Source organism: Natronospirillum operosum (assembly GCF_004768465.1).
GTDB classification, from domain to species: Bacteria; Pseudomonadota; Gammaproteobacteria; order Pseudomonadales; family Natronospirillaceae; genus Natronospirillum; species Natronospirillum operosum.
The window spans coordinates 141,462-160,586 of record NZ_SRMF01000007.1; the positions used below are offsets into that span (position 1 = coordinate 141,462).

Here is a 19,125-nt window from a genome sequence, read left to right on the forward strand (position 1 = left end):
AAAAACTTTGATATAGATTACATGACGGATTTTCAGGCCGTTCCCCTCATCCGGGTTCCGCCTGAAAATCATGCGGAGGCAGCCGATCCTGCGCCCAGCTTTCCACCATCAACTGTCTGACCCGTTCGATCTCCGTGTCAGGCACGGCCTCGGTATGCAGCTGCCAGTCGGTGACGTCATAGTGGAAGATGTACAGGCGGGACACGAACTCGTGGATAGGCAGCGAGCTTTCGCCATGCTGTTCACCATGGCCCTCGGTGGAGACAACGACATCATTGCCCCAGTCCTGGCCGCTGTCATTGTTCGGATTGAAGAAATACACCCGCATGATGTCTTCCTGATCCAGCGCCACGCGCAGAATGGTGATGGCATGCCAGCCGACAAAGCGGGCCGAGCTGTCGGTCACGGCCACACCGGCAGGCTGCGGATGCACAACCGGGGTATTGCTGTTGTACATGGGGTTGTAGAGCGCATAGAAGGTGCGGATGAAGGTTTCCGGCTCATGCAACTGCCCGGTCGGTATGTCCACGGCAATGGCAAAGCCCCGGTTAACCCACCAGCCGTGGAATTCGGGGTTGATCCAGCGGTGCGGGTCTTCCGGCCGCTCGGCCACGCGGTTGCCCATGGCGGCGTAGATCCGGTCCAGGTGTGGCACCAGCACCGTGGACAGCGGGTCCAGATCAAAGGCCAGCGGGTTGACCATGCCGAGTGAGAGCTCGGCCGAGTTGAGGCTTTCACCCTCGAACTCCATGACCACGCGATTGTCACGCGAGGCCCAGCGGGCGAGTTGCAGCAGGAAGTCCGGATCGGTGTAGGACCACATGGACAGCGCCCGGGTGGACTGACAGGCCGGGTTGTTGCCCTGGCCCAGGCCCAGCGGCTGGCCCAGCACACTGATGATGCCGGCCATGAACAGCTGCGCCGGATCAATGGCATCACCAAAGGTCATGGTCAGTTGATAGCGCACCTCGGTATGCAGCGGCGTGTTCATCTGTCGCCACAGCGCTGCCGCAATACTGGAGCGATACAGCAGGCCCCGTTCCAGCAGGCAGGACAGGCCATAGAGCGTCTGCGCCGTGGGCAGGTGGATGCAGTACTCGGTCAGCGTCTGCACCAGGTCCTGGTAGCACAGGTAGCAGTCACGCCCGGTGCTGCTCAGCCCCAGCGCGCGGGAGAACAGGTCGCGGTCGTTGAACGGCAGAATATGACGGATGAAGGCGGCGTGATAGGGCGATACCAGGCCGGAGTCGTGCATGGCCCGGGCAAACCCAAGGGCTTCGGCATCCAGGGCCAGTGCATCCATGGCCGCCACGCGTTCCAGATAGGCGTCCACGCCCGGGTCTTCCCGGCAGCCCTGGGTGGGGCCATAAAGGGCGCTGACCAGACCCTCGGCACCGCGGGCGGTAGCCCCGATCTGAATGCCCGGGCCGAACAGGCAGGCCGCAATGCGGTCGATCATGGTGCGCACGCTGGTGATCTGAATCGGGCGCTGACGCAGCAGGCGATGCACTTCTTCGACCACATGCTCGAGGATGTTCTCCAGCCCGATATGGTGGGCGATGAAATCCAGTTGCTGGCGCACCAGCTGCTGTATTTCGGGCTGGGCATTGCGCTGGCTTTCGTCAAGCTCAAGATTGAATACATAATGCAGGTTGAAGGCCAGCACCTGCGTCAGAAAATGCTCGGCCTGCTCGGCCGACACCTGTGGATGAAAATACTGGCCGGTACTGATGGCCAGCATCCGCAGTTCACTCAGGCATTCGATCACGACCAGCGTCAGGTCGTCGCTGGCAAAGGTCGACGGCACCAGGCGGGCCTGCAGCAGTTCCGGTGTTTCCCAGTCACTGCCCTCGAACAGTCCGGACTGGTCGATTTTTTCCGCACGCTGATACAGCCCCTCCATGCCGCCATCCTGTTGCAGAATGCGCCGACACAGGTCGAGCGCGCGGGGCAGAGAGTTGACCCGGGCAAAACTGCTGGCGCGCGTCATCTTGTCCAGCAACTGGTCCAGATTGGCCAGCAGGCGCTCCATGTCAGGCCTTGTTGCAGGCGTGTTCGATTCAGTCATGCAGTGCATCTCGGTCTGCCAATGCTCTCGACCTTACCTGAACACCGCAGGTCAGTCACCTGCCAGCCCGCGTCCCGGGGCGACCGTATCGGGTAAAGTCCCAACAGGGCAGCCCCTGGCTGCTATACTGCCTGCGCTAATGCAACAATCGCGTGCAAGGCAATACCTGCGCTGTACGTGGATGGAGGCTCTTTTGAAAGACAAGAATCCCGACAAGGGTTATGTGGCACTGCTGGGCTGGGCCCCGGGCGCCATCGAAGCCATGGACGATTTCGATCGTCGCTATGTGGTGGTCGCGCCGCCCTGGGCCGAAGACTACAGCAAGAAACATGACATTCCCTATCTGCCCTGGGATTTTGAGCGTCTGAACGACCGCTCGATGGAAATTGCGCAGACTCTGAAAGACATGGGTGTTGACGTCGCCATACCGCTGTTCGAAGAAACCGTCGAGTGGGCGGGTGCGATCAACTCGGTGTTGCTGGACAACCCCAGACTGTTTGGTCAGTCGATTCTGTTCCGCGACAAGGCCCTGATGAAGCGCCGGGCCCAGTTGGGTGGCATACGGGTTGGCATCTTCGAGGAAGCGCATGACCGCGAAGACGTCATCCGTTTTCTGAAGCGGGTCAACCAGACCCTGCTCAAGCTGGACGGGGACCCGAACGACCCCATCCACCTGAAGGCCTTCGACAAGGCAGGCTGCCTCGGTCACCGGGTGATCAGAACCCCGGACGAAGTCGATACCATCCCGGACGATGAATTCCCGGTGCTGATGGAAAGCCACCTGGATGGCTGGGAATTTGCCGTCGAGGCCTGGATATGGGACGGCAAGATACAGTTCCTGAATATTTCCGAGTACGTCACCCTGGGTTATTCGGTATTCGTACCGGCCACCCCGGAACTGGAAAAATACCGCCCGGCCATCACGGCGCAGATCGAACGGCTGATCAAGACCTTTGATATCCAGTTCGGTTTTGTGCACCCGGAATACTTCGTGACCAGCGATGGCGAGATGTACTTCGGTGAAGTAGCCTACCGGCCGCCGGGCTTCAAGGTGTTCGAACTGCTCGAGCGGGCCTATGGCTTCAACGCCTATCAGGGCATGGTCCTGATGTTCGACCCCAGGACCACGCAGGAAGAAATCGACAACTTCTTCCCCGAAGCCGTGAAGGATGCCAAGGGCGTCGCCGGCTGCTTCGGCGTGTACCCGCGGCGCCGGGTTGTCAGCACGCTGGAAATGCCAGCGGAAACGGAAAATCACCCATACTTTGATTTCCACGAGCTGGCGCCGCCCAGAGAGGAAACCGTCACCAAGCGGACGGCCTTCGGCACGCACTGGGGGTTGATCTACTTCTTCGGTGAAGATACCTACACCATGCGGGACCTGCTGAAGGCGCAGGAAGAGCTCGACTTCTACGTCTGAGACTCTTCTTGTCGGGACTTGCGTCCCTCGCTACGATTATCGGGACTTGCGTCCCTCGCTACGATTATCGGGACTTGCGTCCCTCGCTACGTGGCTCGAATACCTGTAGCGAGGGACGCAAGTCCCGATATATCGAGGCCGAAAAACCTGCCCCATCGCGACCTGCGTCACTCACAACACCACTTTTGCTACAGCTTCACCGACAACCCATCCGCCAGCGCCCGGCGATACGCCACCAGACTCGGCAACAGCCCCAGCACCAGTGCCAGCCCCAGAATGAGGCCACCATAGGCCAGCGTGTCGGCATTCCAGATATTGGTACCGATAAACAGCCCGTACTCCGAAATCAGCCAGGGCTGCGCCAGTTGCAGACTGCCCCAGAGCACCAGGCTGCCCAGCAGCAGGCCGCCGAGCGTGATCAGCAACACCTCCATCTGAATCAGTATCACCAGGGTCCAGGGCGATGCCCCGAGCGCCCGCAGTATGGCCATCTCGCGCTGACGTTCACGCATGGAAGCCAGCAGGCTGGTGGTCATGCCGACCAGGGTGGCGATCAGCACCAGAAAGGCGATCAACAGCAATACGTTTTCTATCATGCCGATCATCTGCCACAGTTCCGACAGTGCCACCCCGGGCATCACGGCCTGCAGCGGTTCGCTGCGATAGTTGTTGACCACGCGCTGCAGGGCAAAGGTCTGCACCGGCGAGCGCACGCCGACAAAGGCCGCCGTCAGTTCATTGGGCTGCAGGCGTGACATGTCCATCTCGAGCACGTCTTCCTGATCCGGCGTCAGGCGCGGATCAGGCATGCCGGATTCCCAGCCCAGATGAATGGCTTCCCAGGCCTCCAGGCTGATATGCAGGGACTGATCAACCGGTGTACCGGTGGGCGCCAGAATACCCGTCACCGTGAAGGGCATATCGCCATGATCGACGAAACTGACCGCGCCCATGCCGTGGGCAATCACCAGCTCGGTGCCGAGCTCATAGCCAAGCGCCTGCGCGACTTCCCAGCCCAGTACCACATCAAAGAGTTCGTCGAACTCGCGGCCTTCGGCAAAGGCCAGATTCTGGCGCCGGCCATACTGGAAGTGCTCGAAATAGTCTTGATTGGTGCCGATCACCCGGTAGCCCCGGTGGCTGTCACCCAGAGTAATGGGAATGGTCCAGGCCACGGCGCTGTGGTTGGCAATGTCCTGATAGGACTCCCAGGTGATGTTGTTGGTCGGGTTGCCGATGCGGAACACCGAGTACAGCAGCAGGTTGATCGAACCGGAGCGCGCACCCACGATCAGGTCGGTGCCGGAAATGGTCTGCGAGAAGCTGTTCTTGGCTTCCTTGCGGATATGATCAATACCGAACAGCAGGGCCACGCTGATGATCAGCGTGATCAGTGTCAGTACCACTGTTCCGCGCCGGTTCCACAGGCTGTGGCGAGCAAGATTCAAATGCATGCGGCTACCTCCCCCTGCAGATCCCGTATATCGAGTTGGTCATCAAAATGGTGCTGCAGGGCCTTGTCATGGCTGACAAACACAATGGTGCTGCCGCGTTCGGTGGCTGCCTGCATCAGCAACTGCAGAAAGTCATCGCGATGGTCGGAATCGAGCGCCGAGGTGGGTTCGTCCGCAATCAGCAACTCCGGCCGGTTGATCAGCGCCCGCGCCACGGCGACGCGCTGTTGCTGGCCGACACTGAGCGCATGCGACGAGCGGTGCCAGAGGTCTTCTTCCAGCCCCAGGGCGCCGAATATCTCGGCGAATTCGTCCTGTGGCGTATGGCGGTACCCCGCCAGCTGACGTGCCAGACGCACGTTGTCCGTCACCGAGAGGTAGGGAATCAGATTGAACTGCTGAAAGATGATGCCGATATGCCGGGCCCGAAAACGGTCCCGCTTGCGGCCTGACAGATCATGCAGTGGTGTATCCAATATCTGCACGGCACCGGCCTGCGGCACATTGATGCCGGTCAGCAGGTTCAGCAGCGTGGTCTTGCCCGAACCGGAAGGCCCGTAGAGGAACACGCGGCGCCCGCGCGGAACGATGAATTCCGGAATGCTGAGCACCGGAGGCAGATTGCGCTGCCAGCGGAAGCAGACATCTGTCAGTTCAATTGCGTTCTGGTTGTCGGTCATGCACGGATTGCCTGTATTCAACAAAGTGCCTCATTTGTAGGAGCGCCCCGCGCGCGATGGCGCGATGGGCGACCCCGCCGCCTCAAAATCGGCCAGGGGCTGGCCTCCTACCGCAGGAGCGCGCCGCGCGCGCGATTGACCCCCACCGTGGGAGCGCGCCCCGCGCGCGATGGGCGGCGTCAGCCGCCCCTGTAGATCCGAGAGAAGTCTGACAGTTCAATCCCTCAATGCAATCAGAACTGGACTGAACGACTGCCCGGCTGAGTGCGCGCAGCGCCCTGCTGGCCATTGACGATCCACTGTACGTCCACGCTTTCAAAGCCGGGGAAGTTGTCGAACGCAGTCACTTCCAGGCCGTTCAGCGCGCCGATGTTGTCGCAGTGGAAGCGATATTCCAGGTTGAACTCGGTGTGCACGCTGCGTTCACCATGATCATCGCTGCTGTGGTCATCGTGGCCGTGATCGTCGTGGCCATGATCGTCGTGCCCGTGGTCATCGTGGCCATGATCGTCGTGGCCGTGGTCATCGTGGCCATGATCGTCGTGGCCGTGGTCGTCATGCCCGTGGTCATCGTGGCCGTGGTCGTCATGTCCGTGGTCATCGTGGCCATGATCGTCGTGACCGTGCTCGTGATAGTGCACTTCAAACTCTTCGCCACGCATTTCGGCCAGTTGCTCGGACACCAGGTCCACATCATCCAGCGAGCAGTTCGCTGCAGAGGCCAGCTGGAATACGTACTCCGCTGCCAGCAGCTTCTCTTCGGCTTCCAGCAGCAGCGCCTCGTCCGCCTCATGGCGCGCGAAGTGCTCGAAGCCGACTACGTTGTAGGACGGGCTTTGCAGCAGCACGTCAACATGGTCGTGATCCACCGCCACCAGCAACTGGGCGGCACCATGCACGTGCGCACCCAGTTGGCGTACATCGTCATGACCATGGTCATCGTGGCCATGGTCGTCATGCCCGTGATCATCATGGCCGTGGTCGTCATGTCCATGGTCATGTGATACGGCGATGGGGGCGACCAGCAGGCTGGCGGCCAGCAGGGCAGTGGTCAGGGTGTTCAGCTTGAATACAGGTTTTTTCATGGGTTGCTCCCGAAGTTTGTTGAGTATTCAGATGTAAGGTTCAGCATTGATCGATGGTCAGCAGCAGACGGGCCTGACCGGCAATGGGTTGCGGTGAGCGATGAATCATGCCGCAGCCTCCCAACTGGGGAAGGGGTCTTCAAGGTGCAGCCACTGCTCAACACCGGCGGCCAGTTCATCGTTGGTCAGCAGGCAGGCATCCAGTTGGCGGCGGGTCTCTGCCTTGTCGAGGTTCTGGCCGATAAACACCAGCTCCTGGCGCATGTCGCCGAACGGCTCCTGCCATTTTTCCCGAATGAAGGCCTGGGCCTCGGGGTCCTGCGGCCAGTTTTCCGGCGGAATGGCTTTCCAGAACATGCCGGCAAAGCCGTAGCGGGCGATGCCGCCAGCCTGGCTCCACTGGCCGGCCAGTTGCGGCCGCGTGGCGAGCCAGAAATAGCCCTTGGAACGGATCAGCCTGCCGGTTGGCCATTCCTGATGCAGAAACTCGAAAAACCGCTGGGGATGGAAAGGGCGGCGCGCCTGATAGGTGAAGCTGCTGATGCCGTACTCTTCGGTTTCGGGCACGTGCTCGCCGCGCATTTCCTTCAGCCAGCCGGGGGCCAGTTGGGCCTTGCCGAAGTCAAAGCGCCCGGTGTTCAGAATGCGGTCAAGGGCGACCTGGCCCTGCTGGATGGGGACGATTTCGGCATCCGGGTTGAGGCTGTGCAGCACGCCCTTTACCCGTTCGAGCTGTTCGGGGCTGGCCAGATCCGTTTTGCTGATCAGCAGCACATCGCAGAACTCGATCTGGTCCACCAGCAGGTCGGCCACATTGCGTTCGTCATCTTCGCCCAGGGTTTCCCCGGCTTCTGCCAGGCTGCGGGCCGTCTCGTATTCTTCCAGAAAGTTGCACGCGTCAACCACGGTGACCATGGTGTCCAGGCGCGCAAAGTCGCCCAGGCTCTGGCCGTCTTCATCGGCAAAGGTGAAGGTTTCGGCCACCGGCAGGGGCTCGGAAATACCCGTGGATTCGATCACCAGATAATCGAACCGGCCCGCTTCTGCCAGTGCCCGCACCTCGATCAGCAGATCTTCACGCAGGGTGCAGCAGATGCAGCCGTTGCTCATTTCCACCAGCTTTTCTTCTGACCGGTTGAAGCTGATTTCGTTCTGCACCTGAGCCGCATCAATATTGATTTCGCTCATGTCATTGACAATGACAGCGACCTTGAGCCCGTCGCGGTTCTGCAGAATATGATTCAGCACAGTGGTCTTGCCGGCACCCAGAAAGCCGGACAGTACAGTCACGGGAAGCTTGTGTTGTGTCATGATGGTTTCCATTGCTGATCGGTACGGATCAAGGGTCGGGTATCGACCTTCTAGTCTGAACAATATGTTATAACATTACAAGTTCGAGAGAAAAGAATCAGGAGTGGAAGAGCGCAGAAAGGAAAGTGGCAAGAAAGAGCAGGGCGCTATCGGACGCCCCGCTCAGGGGAAAATCAGAAGCTGTAGTCCACCCCGACATTCAACTGGGAGAAGGTGCCCCAACCACCCAGAGACGTGTTCCAGCGTACGTTGGCCGCAAACTCCTCCGAGAAATAGTAGCGTGTGCCTACCTGCAGACCGGATGAGATGCCGCTGCCCCACGAACCGCTGATGTTGTCATCGCCATAGCTCCAGTTGTTGTAACCCAGAACCAGACCGCCATAGGGCTGCAGTTCGCTGTCACCGTTGTCGTAATGCAGGTTGGCCTGAGCCCCGATGAAGGTGTGGCTCAGAGAATAGTTCAGGCCACCGGAATAGTCGGTATAGGTGCCCTGGGCACCCACAGCGAAATTGAAATCGGAAAACAGGTCATCAATCAGGCCGCGCTCATAGGCAGCACCAAAGGTGAGTGCATTGTTCAGGGTGGTGAAGCCGAAGCCTACCGTGCCTCCAACGACGTTGTCGCCTTCGCTCAGGGTGTAGGCGGACACAGGCGCACTGAGAGCTGCCAGTGCGATGGCGGCGGGAAGCAGAGTCTTTTTCATTGTTGATTCATCCTTTCCGGTTGGGTGTGTACTTCCATGGTCCGGTATCCTGAACCGGGACCAATGGCTTGAATCCACCGCTACCGTGACATACCACCACTTACAAAGGACTTACAGGAAAGCAGAGAAAAAGCAGGAAAATCGAAATCAACTGGGCGGGTCGACCCGCCAGCCGGTAGACGCATTGATGCGGAACCAGCCGGCAATGGAGTAGCGCTGGCGCTGGGCCGGCAGCACTTCGTGCCAGAAGCGTTCGCTTTCGAACACCACCAGGGTGCCGGCCGTCGGTGGCAGATCAAACAGCGCCTGCTCCGGTTGCTCCGGGTCGTAGAACCGCAGGGCGCCGCCGTCTGCGGGCTGCCAGTCGAAATTCAGATACAGCACCGTCGACAGGCGCCGATTGGTACGGCCCTGAAAGGCATCGATATGCTTCTTGTAGAAGGCCCCTTCCGGGTACACCGCCAGATGGGCTTCATAATCGAACAGGCCCATGAACAGGGCGCGGTTGATGGCCAGGCGCAGTTCCGCCATGGGCGCCAGAAAGCGCTGTTCAACGGCCTCCGTGCCCTGCAGCCAGTGAATCTGGTCCTGGCGCACAAAGCGGTTGGTCTGATAATCCTGCCCGCGGCCAATGCCAGCCCGCTGCAGTGCCTGTTGCGCTTGCAAGGCCTGGCTGTGTTGCAGCAGGGCGAGCACATCGGCTGTCGGCAGGAATTCATGGCACACGGCATAGCCCTGGCTGGCCAGTGCATCGACAATGGCGGCATAGGGTTCATCCGGCGGCGGTGGGCCGGTCCGGCGAGTGCCGAGTTCGAGCGACGACGCCTGGGCCATCACGAGGTGTCCTGTATAGAGGCTGAGCGCATTGTATGCTTTTCCCGGCCCGCGTCATGATGTGCAAGCGTAAGGTTTATGTCATAGCGCGGCTGGGGTTCCTGCGGCAGGTGCTCTATAATCTGCGGCTTGTCGTCGATAATCGCCAAAGTCGTGAATGATGTGCTGCGGCAACCCGAACGGAGCCAACACAGAGTCCCGCCCCATGACCCAGACCCAGCTCAGCGTCAACCTCAACAAGATCGCCCTGATCCGCAATTCCAGAGGCCACGGCTTTCCCGATGTCAGGGAATTTGCCGCCCTGGCACTTGATCAGGGTGCGGTCGGGGTCACCATCCACCCGCGACCCGATCAGCGCCATGCACGCTATGAGGACATCGCGGACCTGAGGGTGCTGGTCAACAGCTATACCGACAAGGAACTCAATGTGGAAGGCTACCCCACCGACATTCTGGTGGACCATGTGATCACCCAGCGCCCGCACCAGTTCACGCTGGTACCGGATGAACCGGACCAGATCACCTCGGACCACGGCTGGGATCTCAAGCGCCATGGCGACTGGGTGCGGCCCGTGATCGAGCGCTGCCAGCAGTCGGGCATCCGCACCAGCCTGTTTGTCGACCCCGACCCCGAGCAGGTACGCCGTGCTGCCGATACCGGCACCGACCGCATCGAACTCTATACCGAAGACTATGCGGAAGCCTGGAAGCATGGCGACCACAAGGCCGTGCTGGCGAAGTACATGGAATGCGCCGACCTGGCGCGGGAACTGGGCCTGACCGTCAACGCCGGCCACGACCTGGACCTGCAGAACCTGGCCGACTTCGCCGCCGCCGGTAACGTGGCGGAAGTCTCCATCGGCCATGCCCTGACCGTGGAAGCCCTGCGCTACGGCTTCGCCGAAACCGTGCGGCGGTATGTCACCATTCTCGCCCGGTAGCCTAAGGCACTCGGTGCCTCAGTTGTAGGCGGTGCGGTCCGACGTTTCGGGCTTGCTCACGCATTCGAACCCAGGCACCCATGCGTGGCCGAGGGCCACAGCCCACAAATGGGTCGCCTTCAAATCAAAAAAAACGCCAACTGCTGCATGAACCGCCCCGGCAACAGCGTAAAGGCCCCGGCAATCAACAATGCCCAGCAGACCGTCACCATGTTGCTGATGTGCACCTTCAGATTGCCCTTGCGAATGGCCAGAATGCCCTGGGTTACCGAGAAGACGGTCACGGCCGACAGGATATGGATCGGTCCCAGGCCCAACGGCCAACCCATGGCCGCGCCAAAGCCATCACGTAGCCAGAAGCTGGAAACGGCAATGAAAACCAGCATGACCGACCAGATCCGCCCCATCCAGCGATGCACCTGTGTACCCTTGGGCCCGATCAGCATCCAGGCGGTCAGCAGGCTGGCAACCAGCGCTACACCCGAATGCGCGAGCATGACGATGCCGCCGATCTGATTGAACTCGTAGGTCAGCATGATCTGCAGCTGCCGCACCAGCAGAAAGGCCGCCAATACCACCCCAGCCCAGAGGATGACCCTGAGGGCGGCGTTCAATTGATAGGGCTGCGGGCGTATCGGGGAAGATGCATCAGTGCTCACGATCGACTCTCCGGCTTGGTCTGAACATGAGCGCAGTATCGGGCCAAGTCAGTTGTCGCAGAACGGCTTGAGACGAATGGCAGCCTGCAGCGACAAACGGTCATGACAGGCCGTGACCGGCCTGCACTGGTGCTGGCCTGGATTTTCGGTGCCGTGCTTCTGTAGCTCAATACCTGTAGCGAGCGACGCAAGTCGCGATAGAGGGGCCTCCGGCCCCAATCGGCACTCGCGTGCCTCGCTACAAACACCTTCGACTGCCATTTAACCCTGCTTGTGAAATGATATAACATAACGCCTTTTCAATCCCGGACCCGAAACCAATGCCCGCACGACCCCTGTCCATGCTGCCTCGCCAGACCCTGCTGCTCGGCCTGCTGTTCTTCGTCTCCGGCGCCGCAGCGCTGATCTATCAGGTGGTCTGGGTACGGGAACTCGGCCTGCTGTTCGGCGCCACGGCACAGGCCGCAGCGCTGGCCATCGCCATCTTCTTTGCCGGTATTGCGGCCGGCGGCTGGTTCTTCGCCCGGCTGGCACGCCGCACCCGGGCGCCGCTGCGCTGGTTCGGCTTGCTGGAACTGGGCGTGGCGGTCACAGCGCTCGGTCATTTCGTGGTGGTCGATGCCTATTTCCAGATCTACCCGGTGCTGTATGAGTGGGTGGGCGCCCAGCCCATACTGGAAACCTTGCTCAAGGCCCTGGTGGCGGCCACGCTGCTGTTCCCGACCGCCTTTCTGATGGGCGGCACCCTGCCCATGATGGGGCAGCACCTGATCCGCTCGCGCGACTCACTGGGCACCGGCGGTTCCGGCCTCTATGCCGTCAACACGGCCGGTGGTGCCTCCGGTGCGCTGGCTGCCGGTTTCCTGCTGCCGCTGGTGTTCGGCTTCAACGGCACCTATCTGCTGGCCGTCGGGCTGGACTCGACGGTCGGCCTGCTGGCCCTGTTGCTGGCGCGCGGGCAGTCGCTGCCGGTGGATCATGCCGCCAAGCCAGAGCCGGTGCGCGCCAGCCGCTTTCCGCTGTCGGTGCGCGCCGTGGCGCTGCTCTCCGGTTTTGTCACCCTGGCCGTGGAAATCATCTGGACCCGGCTGTTTTCGCAGGTACTGCAGAACTCCGTCTACACCTATGCGCTGGTGCTGACCACCTTTCTGGCCGCGCTGGCGCTGGGCTCGCTGCTGGCCAACGGGCTCAACCGTCAGCGCTTGCTGGCCCCGCAGGCGGTGCTGATCGGTCTGCTGCTGGTCTCGGCGCTGATTCTGATCTTCATGCCGGCTGCCTTCATGGCGCTGACCAATGGCCTGGGCTATCTCGGGCAGGACCGGGACTTCGCCGGCTATGTGCTGGAAGTCGCCCGCGTGGCCGCGCTGTCCATGCTGCTGCCGGGGATGATTCTGGGCGCCGTGTTGCCCTATCAGTTGCGCCTGTTGCAGTCCCATTCGTCTACACCAGGCGAAGCGCTGGGCCGGCTGATCGCCTGGAACACGGTCGGAGCCATCGTGGGTTCCTTGATGGCCGGTTTCGTCATCCTGCCGCTGCTCGGCGCCTGGCGCGGGCTCTGGTGGCTGGCCGCCGTCTACCTGCTGCTGGCCCTGGGGCTCTGGTGGGCCCAGCCGCGCTGGGGGCAGATTACCGCCCGGCTGGCCGGTGCCGCGGGCGCGCTTGCGCTGCTGGTGCTGACTCCCGGTTTCGGCAGCATTCATTTGCAGGAATCGCGCGGTGACCAGTTGCTGGCGCTGCACGAAGGCAGCTCGGCCCATGTGGCCGTGGTGGAGCGCAACGGCTCGCGCTCCATTCGCGTCAACAACTACTACACCCTGGGCAGTTCCGGCGCCCTGATTCCGGAGCGCAACCAGACCCTGATTCCGCTGCTGCAGCACCCGGACCCGCAGTCGCTGTTTTTCCTCGGCATGGGCACCGGCATTTCCGCCGGCGCCAGCCTGTACACGGACCCGGAGCGTGTCACCGTCTGCGAGATTCTGCCCGATGTGGTGCGCGTGGCCAAAGAGCACTTCCAGCCCTGGACCAACGGCCTGTTCAGCGATGAGCGCGTCACCATTCATGCCGAAGACGGCCGCCACTGTCTGGCCCGCACCAGCGAGACCTATGACGCCATCATTTCCGACCTGTTCACGCCCTGGAAGGCGGGCACCGGCAACCTCTACACCCGCGACCACTATGAACTGGCCGCCCGCCGCCTGAACCCGGGTGGCCTCTATGCGCAGTGGATACCGCTGTATCAGGTCTCGCGCACCGAGCTGGACACCATCGCCAACACCATGGCCGAAGTGTTCCCGCAACTGACGGTATGGCGCGGGGATCTGTTTGCCGAACGCTCCATCATCGCGCTGGTGGGGCACAAGGAGCCGCAACCGCTGGACCCGCAGGTGCTGATCAATCAGATGCGCCGCCTGAACCCGGACCCGGACGTCTCCGATGACCAACGGCTGACCACAGCCCTGCATCTGTATGCCGGCAATATCGGCAACGGCCTGGTGGCCAGCGCCCCGGTGAATACCGACAACCAGCCGGTCATCGAATATCAGGCCCCGCGCACCCACCGTGCCGTGATCAGCGGCACGGCGAGCTGGGTGACCGGCGCCGAGCGCGACCGCTTCTATGAGGACCTGCTGCAGCACACCCCGCCGGCCAGTGACCCGGTGCTGGCGCACCTGACCGACGCACAGAAGAGCCTGGTACAGGCCGGCGCACTGCTCACGCGCTATCGCGGCCAGTTCGCCCGCAGCGAAAACGCGGATGCCTTCATCACCCGAGCCCGTTACCGCGAACAGATACCACCCCCACTGCGCGAACCCGCCACCCCAGCCGAGCAGTTGCCAAACCGGTAGGCCGTGGCCCTTGGCCACGCACCGGGCCGACAGGCCCACTCAGGTTGGCTATAAATCTGCAGGCTCTGGCCGGGTACATGCTTGTGAGACCGTCTGCGCACAGGGATGTGCGCAGCCGAGCTGTCATGGATGACGTATTTTGCGTGTCTCACAAGCATGTACCCGGGCAAAGCCTTGCTTTTGGGCGCGTCAAGGGGACGATGCCAGCAAATTCCGCTATCCTCCCTCCACAACTAAAGGAACCCCCAACCCCATGGCCAACACCGCCACCATCCGCAAGGCCCGCCTGCATATTGCCGACATGGACCGGCAGTACTACCAGAGCCATGCGCTGACCCTGGCCCAGCACCCCTCCGAAACCGACGACCGCCTGGCCGTCCGCCTGCTGGCGTTCGTTTTCAATGCCTCGGAACAGCTCTCCTTCAGCGCCGACCTGAGCAGCGACGACCACGCCCCGGAACTGGCCGAACGCACGCTCACCGGCGAAATCACCACCTGGATAGCCTTCGGCACCCCGGATGAAAAATGGCTGCGCAAGGCCGCCAACCGCGCCGAAAAAGTCATCCTCTATACTTATGGCGACCGGTCAGTGAGCGTCTGGTGGAAACAGCAGGAGCACGCCCTGCAACGCTACCGTAACCTCAGCGTCCAGCAACTGATGGATGAACAGATCGCCGCTGTTGCCGCCCAGGTTGCACGCTCCATGGACTGGCAATGCAACATCAGCGATGGCGAACTGATGCTGACCAGCGGCGACACAACCGTGACGGTGGCGCCGGTCACGCTCAAGACCTGAGCAACAACAGAGGCTGGCCTGATGGAATCGTCCCAATCCATATTGATAGTAGGCTTCGACTCCGCCTGGACGGCAAAGAATCGCGGCGCTTTGGTCGGTGCACTCTGGCGACCTGGCGGTACTCTGATGGCCTTGGATAAGCCCACTGCCGCGAACTTTGACGAAGCCCTGAAATGTATTCAGGAATGGCAACAGACATCTGCACCGGATCAGACGCTGATCATGATCGATCAGCCAACCATTGTGCCCAATGAGTCTGGCCAGCGACCAGTTGAAAACATAGTCAGCTCTGTGATCAGTCGTCGGTATGGCGGAATGCAGCCCGCGAACCGCAGCAAAGCCGAGATGTTTGGTGACCAGGCACCGATATGGACATTCCTTGAGGCCCTGGGAGGTGCCAGTGACCCACTGGGTGCAGAAGACAGCATAGCAATCTTTGAGGTTTATCCGACTTTGGCGCTAGTGGCGCTGAACTGGATCAGACCGGACGAAAAAGGCCGCAGCACAGGGCGATTCCCCAAGTACAACCCGGCCAACCACGCAAAATTCAAATCCGAAGACTGGGTCTATCTCTGCCAGAACGTGGCCGCAGAGCTGAGGTCGTTCGGATCAGGCATGGAAATTCTGGCCCAACATCTGGATGCATTGGCCATGAAGGAGAAGCCGAGAAAGGCGGATCAGGACGATCTGGATGCCTGCCTCTGTCTGATCATCGGGTGTCTCTACCTTGCCGGGGAAGCCTTGATGATTGGCCGCCCGGAGTCGGGTTTCATTGTTACCCCCTACAATGACCTTCTGGTTCAGGAGCTGATGCAGCGTTTGAACGTGATCGGCCTGCAGGAAAGCGACTGGCTGCATGTTCTGGATCAGAATCGACAATTTGATAGCAAGACTGAACCTGAGGTTATTGCAACCCATCTGGGCGAACAGCATAGTCGTTACCAAGGTATCGAAGAGTCTGAGGAGCCAGCTGTGACTACTGCAAAAGACAGGGTTCATAAAGTGGTATCGGAACAGCCAGATGATGCCAGCTATGAAGACATTGTTCGGGCTCTGGCGTTCGAGAAGATGGTTGAAAGAGGCCTCGCTGATGCCCGTGCAGGGAGAGTTGTCAGCCATGAAGAATTGCGGAAAAAAGTCCGATCATGGCGTCGGTAGGCTGGACAGAAGAAGCAGAACACTGGCTCAGCAGCATCTACGATTACATCATGGCAGACAACCCGGCAGCAGCGGAACGTGTCATCATGGGTATTATGGATGCTGCGGACAGAGCTGCTGATTTTCCTGAGGCGGGCTATCTGTATCGACGAGATGGCGACTTCGAAATCAGAATAGCTCTGTATGGGCACTACCGTATTACATACGCCATTCAGGAAGGGGTAGGTATTCTCGTGCTAGGCGTCTTCCATGGTGCATTAGATCTGGACCGATATCTGCACATCGACTTCCCCTGACCAACACAAGTTCATCGACAACACCCTCAAGAGCGCAGAGGCGATCAAGAATGAGTGACAGAAATCTTGGCCAGGAGATCCTCGATGGCATTGAGGAGATCAAGCAGTACAAAAAGGGCAGGCTGAACCTGCGTACCCGGGAGCTCTCCGAGCCTTCCTCGCCACAGGTCATCAGGCGAAAGCTTCAAATGTCGCAGACCGTCTTCGCCGGGCTGATGGGTGTCAGCGTGCGCACGCTGCAGGACTGGGAGCAGGGCCGCCGTGAGCCACAGGGGCCAGCTATCGCGCTGCTACGCATTGCCGAGCAATACCGGGAAGTCTTCGACCAGCTGAGCTAGCCCGCTCTCACACTACCGCTGCCACCGCGTCTCCCGCCACGGCGCTGCACCCGGCCGCGCAACGCGCCGCAGCCGCAGCCAGCGCCTCACAGACGGCGGCAGGCCGCCCATCGCCAACACCACACCAACTCCCGCCAGCGCCATGCCGCCCAGTTCCACCATGCTTGGCCAGTCGCCGAACATCAGCCCGGCCCAGACCAGAGTCACCGGCGGGGTCAGATAGATCAGTGTCGAGGTACGCGTCACACCCATGCGGCGCAGGCTGGCCACAAAGAACCCGTAGCCCCCGAAGCTGGAGAGCACAATAAGCCAGCCCAGGGCCAGAAAGTCAGCCCGGGTGAACTCCGGTGCCGCCAACCCGCCCGGCTCCAGCCAGGACGCCGCCAGCATGAACACCACCGTTGCGGCGAGCAACTGCATCATCAGCGCCGCCGGAATCGGCAATGCCGTGGACCAGCGGGCAGAGAGCACACTGCCCGTGGTCACCGACAGCACGGAGAACACGGGCAGCGCATAGGCCCACAGCGGCACCGTACCGTTGCTGACCTGCAGATCCCCCAGTACACAGAAGGCCACGCCAACAGTGGCAATCGCCATGCCCCACCAGCCGCGCCGTGACAGATGCTCGTTGAGCCAGCGCCCGGCCACTGCTGCCGCCACCAGCGGTTGCAGCGCCGCGATCAGCGCAGTCAGCCCGGCGCTCACACCCAGCTCCAGAGCCAGCATGACCCCGAGCAGAAAACCGCCCATGGTGAAAAAGCCCACCACCATCTCGCGCCACAGGTGCAGACGGGGCAGCGGCTTGCGCACCAGCAAGAACACCAGCACCGCCATTACCACCGCAGCCGCCAGAAACCGCCACGCAAACAGCGACAGGGCCGGCAGCGTCGCCTGGGTAGCCAGTACCCCGCCCACAAACCCCGAGCTCCAGCAAAGCACGAAACCGACCCCGATCAGAGCCGTCCACACGCTGACTGTCTGTGCCTGAGTGAGTTGCATTGGTGTACCCGCAAATTGATGGTGATTGATCAATGGGGTTGATTATCGGGCGCAGCAAGCATTAAATAAATCGAGTTATACTCTATTGATGGTTTAATATGATTAAACATGCAGCCCCCGCCCTGGACCTGCAATTGCTGCGCACCTTCCAGTCCGTGGCCCAGCTCGGATCACTGGCGGCGGCAGCCGAACAGCAGCACCGGACTCTCGGCGCCATCAGCCTGCAGATCAAGCGCCTGGAAGAACGGCTGGACACTCGGTTGCTCGAGCGCGGCCCAAGGGGCGTGCGGCTGACCGCCTCCGGTGAGTCCCTGCTGCAGGCCTCGCGTGAACTGCTGCGTCAGCACGATACATTGATGGATCGCTTCACCGGTCGCGGGCTGGCCGGCCGGGTGCGGCTGGGCGTGCCCGAGGACTACGCCAGCGAACTGATGACCGGCATCCTGCCGCTGTTTCTGGAACGCCACCCGGGCGTGCAATTGGAAGTGGTTACCGGCACCAGCGGGCACCTGGCGCGGGAGATCGAGAAAGGACGGCTCACACTCTCCGTGCTGCTGGACCGTCCGCATCCGCTGCCCGGCGGCGTGCCGCTGTGGGAGACCACGCCCGTCTGGGCCGCCGCGCGCATCAGCTCACTCGAAGACCGGGAGAGCCTGCCGCTGGCCCTGCATGAAACCGACTGCCCCTACCGACAACTGGCCATCGAAGCGCTGGAAGAAGCCGACATGAACTGGCATGTGGTGTTTACCAGCACCAGCATCAATGCCATTGAAGACGCCGTCGCCGCCGGCCTCGCCATCGGCGTGATCGACCAGGAACGCCTCAAGCCCACCATGCGCGAATTGACCGCAGAAGACGGCCTGCCACCCCTGAAACCCGGCCAGGCCGGACTGCACCGCGCCGCCCGCATCGAACCCGCCGCCCGCGACGCCGCAGACGCCCTCGCCAACCTGCTGACCGAACAGTTGACCGACAGAGGCCCCTGGCGGCATGGTGGGTAACCAATGCCCGTCATGCTACATTCAACCCCATCGTACATTTTACCTGGGAGCCCAAAATCATGCTGTGGACCGTCTATCTTTCCGGAGAGATACACACCGACTGGCGCGAACAGATCCAGAACGCCGCCATGGACGCCAACCTGCCGGTGGAGTTCCTCTCGCCCAATACCCACCATGAATCCAGCGATGCCGCCGGCGACGTGCTGGGCAAGCCGGAAGACAACTTCTGGCGCGACCATCAATCCGCCAAGGTCAACGCCATCCGAACCCAGACCTTCATCGAACAGTGCGACATCGCCGTCATCCGCTTCGGCGACAAGTACAAGCAGTGGAACGCCGCCTTCGATGCTGGCTACTGCGCCGCGCTCGGCACCCCCTACATCACCCTGCACGACGAAGACATCGTGCACCCGCTGAAAGAAGTGGATGCAGCCGCCATGGCCTGGGCCAGGACACCGGCGCAGGTGGTGGAGGTGTTGAGGTATGTGATGCAGGTTTAGTGAAATGTCCATTTGAGGGTTGCGGAACCGTTTGTT

19 protein-coding genes are annotated in these 19,125 nt (G+C 61.2%); 9 read left to right on the forward strand and 10 right to left on the reverse strand.

Annotated features, from left to right (window positions below; genetic code table 11):
* Positions 1-46: 46 nt before the first annotated feature.
* Positions 47-2,068: a hypothetical protein gene (locus E4656_RS15405; protein ID WP_135484182.1), complete on the reverse strand. Its 2,022-nt coding sequence runs from the start codon at positions 2,066-2,068 to the stop codon at positions 47-49.
* A 193-nt stretch (positions 2,069-2,261) separates the two neighbouring features.
* Between E4656_RS15405 and E4656_RS15410 the strand changes: the two genes are divergently transcribed.
* Complete coding sequence (locus tag E4656_RS15410; RefSeq protein ID WP_420812690.1) at positions 2,262-3,488, forward strand: ATP-grasp domain-containing protein; 1,227 nt, start codon at positions 2,262-2,264, stop codon at positions 3,486-3,488.
* 188 nt (positions 3,489-3,676) lie between these two features.
* Here the strand turns inward: E4656_RS15410 and E4656_RS15415 are convergent, their stop codons facing one another.
* From E4656_RS15415 to E4656_RS15450, 7 genes are all read right to left on the reverse strand, one after another.
* Positions 3,677-4,942: an ABC transporter permease gene (locus E4656_RS15415; RefSeq protein ID WP_135484184.1), complete on the reverse strand. Its 1,266-nt coding sequence runs from the start codon at positions 4,940-4,942 to the stop codon at positions 3,677-3,679.
* On the reverse strand, positions 4,933-5,622 hold the full coding sequence (locus tag E4656_RS15420; protein WP_135484185.1) for an ABC transporter ATP-binding protein: 690 nt from the start codon (positions 5,620-5,622) through the stop codon (positions 4,933-4,935). The genes E4656_RS15415 and E4656_RS15420 overlap by 10 nt, the downstream gene beginning before the upstream one ends.
* Before the next feature lie 233 nt (positions 5,623-5,855).
* Positions 5,856-6,707 carry a ZrgA family zinc uptake protein gene (locus E4656_RS20395; protein WP_205849235.1) on the reverse strand — a complete coding sequence of 284 codons (852 nt, stop codon included), beginning with the start codon at positions 6,705-6,707 and terminating at the stop codon, positions 5,856-5,858.
* A gap of 40 nt (positions 6,708-6,747) precedes the next feature.
* Positions 6,748-6,816: a hypothetical protein gene (locus E4656_RS20770; protein ID WP_135484227.1), complete on the reverse strand. Its 69-nt coding sequence runs from the start codon at positions 6,814-6,816 to the stop codon at positions 6,748-6,750.
* On the reverse strand, positions 6,813-8,018 hold the full coding sequence (gene zigA / locus E4656_RS15440) for a zinc metallochaperone GTPase ZigA (RefSeq protein ID WP_135484186.1): 1,206 nt from the start codon (positions 8,016-8,018) through the stop codon (positions 6,813-6,815). Before zigA ends, E4656_RS20770 begins: the two co-directional genes overlap by 4 nt.
* Before the next feature lie 173 nt (positions 8,019-8,191).
* Positions 8,192-8,722: an outer membrane beta-barrel protein gene (locus tag E4656_RS15445; protein WP_135484187.1), complete on the reverse strand. Its 531-nt coding sequence runs from the start codon at positions 8,720-8,722 to the stop codon at positions 8,192-8,194.
* A 147-nt stretch (positions 8,723-8,869) separates the two neighbouring features.
* Entirely contained in the window at positions 8,870-9,556 is a 687-nt protein-coding gene (locus E4656_RS15450) for a 2OG-Fe(II) oxygenase (protein ID WP_135484188.1), read from the reverse strand.
* Positions 9,557-9,761: 205 nt separating this feature from the next.
* Between E4656_RS15450 and E4656_RS15455 the strand changes: the two genes are divergently transcribed.
* Positions 9,762-10,496 carry a pyridoxine 5'-phosphate synthase gene (locus E4656_RS15455; RefSeq protein ID WP_135484189.1) on the forward strand — a complete coding sequence of 245 codons (735 nt, stop codon included), beginning with the start codon at positions 9,762-9,764 and terminating at the stop codon, positions 10,494-10,496.
* Between the two features lie 119 nt (positions 10,497-10,615).
* On the opposite strand, the gene E4656_RS15460 is transcribed toward E4656_RS15455, so the two are convergent.
* On the reverse strand, positions 10,616-11,155 hold the full coding sequence (locus tag E4656_RS15460; protein ID WP_135484190.1) for a DUF2306 domain-containing protein: 540 nt from the start codon (positions 11,153-11,155) through the stop codon (positions 10,616-10,618).
* Positions 11,156-11,475: 320 nt separating this feature from the next.
* Here E4656_RS15460 and E4656_RS15465 point away from each other — a divergent pair, with 320 nt between their 5' ends.
* From E4656_RS15465 to E4656_RS15485, 5 genes are all read left to right on the forward strand, one after another.
* Positions 11,476-14,001 (forward strand): spermidine synthase, encoded by a 2,526-nt coding sequence (locus tag E4656_RS15465; RefSeq protein WP_135484191.1) that lies wholly within the window; start codon positions 11,476-11,478, stop codon positions 13,999-14,001.
* A 253-nt stretch (positions 14,002-14,254) separates the two neighbouring features.
* Positions 14,255-14,797, forward strand: a complete 543-nt coding sequence (locus E4656_RS15470) for a YaeQ family protein (protein ID WP_135484192.1) — start codon at positions 14,255-14,257, stop codon at positions 14,795-14,797.
* A 21-nt stretch (positions 14,798-14,818) separates the two neighbouring features.
* Entirely contained in the window at positions 14,819-15,955 is a 1,137-nt protein-coding gene (locus tag E4656_RS15475) for a DUF429 domain-containing protein (protein ID WP_135484193.1), read from the forward strand.
* The gene (locus E4656_RS15480) at positions 15,943-16,251 is read left to right on the forward strand and encodes a type II toxin-antitoxin system RelE/ParE family toxin (protein ID WP_135484194.1); all 309 of its coding nucleotides are present in this window, start codon (positions 15,943-15,945) and stop codon (positions 16,249-16,251) included. The genes E4656_RS15475 and E4656_RS15480 overlap by 13 nt, the downstream gene beginning before the upstream one ends.
* Positions 16,252-16,301: 50 nt before the next feature.
* Positions 16,302-16,589: a helix-turn-helix domain-containing protein gene (locus E4656_RS15485; protein ID WP_135484195.1), complete on the forward strand. Its 288-nt coding sequence runs from the start codon at positions 16,302-16,304 to the stop codon at positions 16,587-16,589.
* Positions 16,590-16,601: 12 nt separating this feature from the next.
* Here the strand turns inward: E4656_RS15485 and E4656_RS15490 are convergent, their stop codons facing one another.
* A complete protein-coding gene (locus tag E4656_RS15490; RefSeq protein ID WP_135484196.1) occupies positions 16,602-17,588 on the reverse strand; it encodes a DMT family transporter in 987 nt (328 codons plus the stop codon).
* Positions 17,589-17,686: 98 nt separating this feature from the next.
* Between E4656_RS15490 and E4656_RS15495 the strand changes: the two genes are divergently transcribed.
* Together E4656_RS15495 and E4656_RS15500 are read left to right on the forward strand one after the other, a co-directional pair.
* Positions 17,687-18,589: a LysR family transcriptional regulator gene (locus E4656_RS15495; protein WP_135484197.1), complete on the forward strand. Its 903-nt coding sequence runs from the start codon at positions 17,687-17,689 to the stop codon at positions 18,587-18,589.
* A 59-nt stretch (positions 18,590-18,648) separates the two neighbouring features.
* Positions 18,649-19,089, forward strand: coding sequence for a YtoQ family protein (locus E4656_RS15500; protein ID WP_135484198.1), 441 nt, complete (start codon positions 18,649-18,651; stop codon positions 19,087-19,089).
* Positions 19,090-19,125 lie beyond the last annotated feature (36 nt).

Excerpts from the sequence above, each read along its gene's own strand:
- E4656_RS15415 (WP_135484184.1), bottom strand. The coding sequence starts at position 4,942 with ATGCATTTGAATCTTGCTCGCCACAGCCTGTGGAACCGGCGCGGAACA.
- E4656_RS15420 (WP_135484185.1), bottom strand. The coding sequence starts at position 5,622 with ATGACCGACAACCAGAACGCAATTGAACTGACAGATGTCTGCTTCCGC.
- E4656_RS20395 (WP_205849235.1), bottom strand. The coding sequence starts at position 6,707 with ATGAAAAAACCTGTATTCAAGCTGAACACCCTGACCACTGCCCTGCTG.
- E4656_RS15455 (WP_135484189.1), top strand. The coding sequence starts at position 9,762 with ATGACCCAGACCCAGCTCAGCGTCAACCTCAACAAGATCGCCCTGATC.
- E4656_RS15490 (WP_135484196.1), bottom strand. The coding sequence starts at position 17,588 with ATGCAACTCACTCAGGCACAGACAGTCAGCGTGTGGACGGCTCTGATC.
- E4656_RS15485 (WP_135484195.1), top strand. The coding sequence starts at position 16,302 with ATGAGTGACAGAAATCTTGGCCAGGAGATCCTCGATGGCATTGAGGAG.
- E4656_RS15475 (WP_135484193.1), top strand. The coding sequence starts at position 14,819 with ATGGAATCGTCCCAATCCATATTGATAGTAGGCTTCGACTCCGCCTGG.
- E4656_RS15500 (WP_135484198.1), top strand. The coding sequence starts at position 18,649 with ATGCTGTGGACCGTCTATCTTTCCGGAGAGATACACACCGACTGGCGC.
- E4656_RS15495 (WP_135484197.1), top strand. The coding sequence starts at position 17,687 with ATGATTAAACATGCAGCCCCCGCCCTGGACCTGCAATTGCTGCGCACC.
- zigA (WP_135484186.1), bottom strand. The coding sequence starts at position 8,018 with ATGACACAACACAAGCTTCCCGTGACTGTACTGTCCGGCTTTCTGGGT.
- E4656_RS15450 (WP_135484188.1), bottom strand. The coding sequence starts at position 9,556 with ATGGCCCAGGCGTCGTCGCTCGAACTCGGCACTCGCCGGACCGGCCCA.
- E4656_RS15445 (WP_135484187.1), bottom strand. The coding sequence starts at position 8,722 with ATGAAAAAGACTCTGCTTCCCGCCGCCATCGCACTGGCAGCTCTCAGT.
- E4656_RS15480 (WP_135484194.1), top strand. The coding sequence starts at position 15,943 with ATGGCGTCGGTAGGCTGGACAGAAGAAGCAGAACACTGGCTCAGCAGC.
- E4656_RS15465 (WP_135484191.1), top strand. The coding sequence starts at position 11,476 with ATGCCCGCACGACCCCTGTCCATGCTGCCTCGCCAGACCCTGCTGCTC.
- E4656_RS15405 (WP_135484182.1), bottom strand. The coding sequence starts at position 2,068 with ATGACTGAATCGAACACGCCTGCAACAAGGCCTGACATGGAGCGCCTG.
- E4656_RS15470 (WP_135484192.1), top strand. The coding sequence starts at position 14,255 with ATGGCCAACACCGCCACCATCCGCAAGGCCCGCCTGCATATTGCCGAC.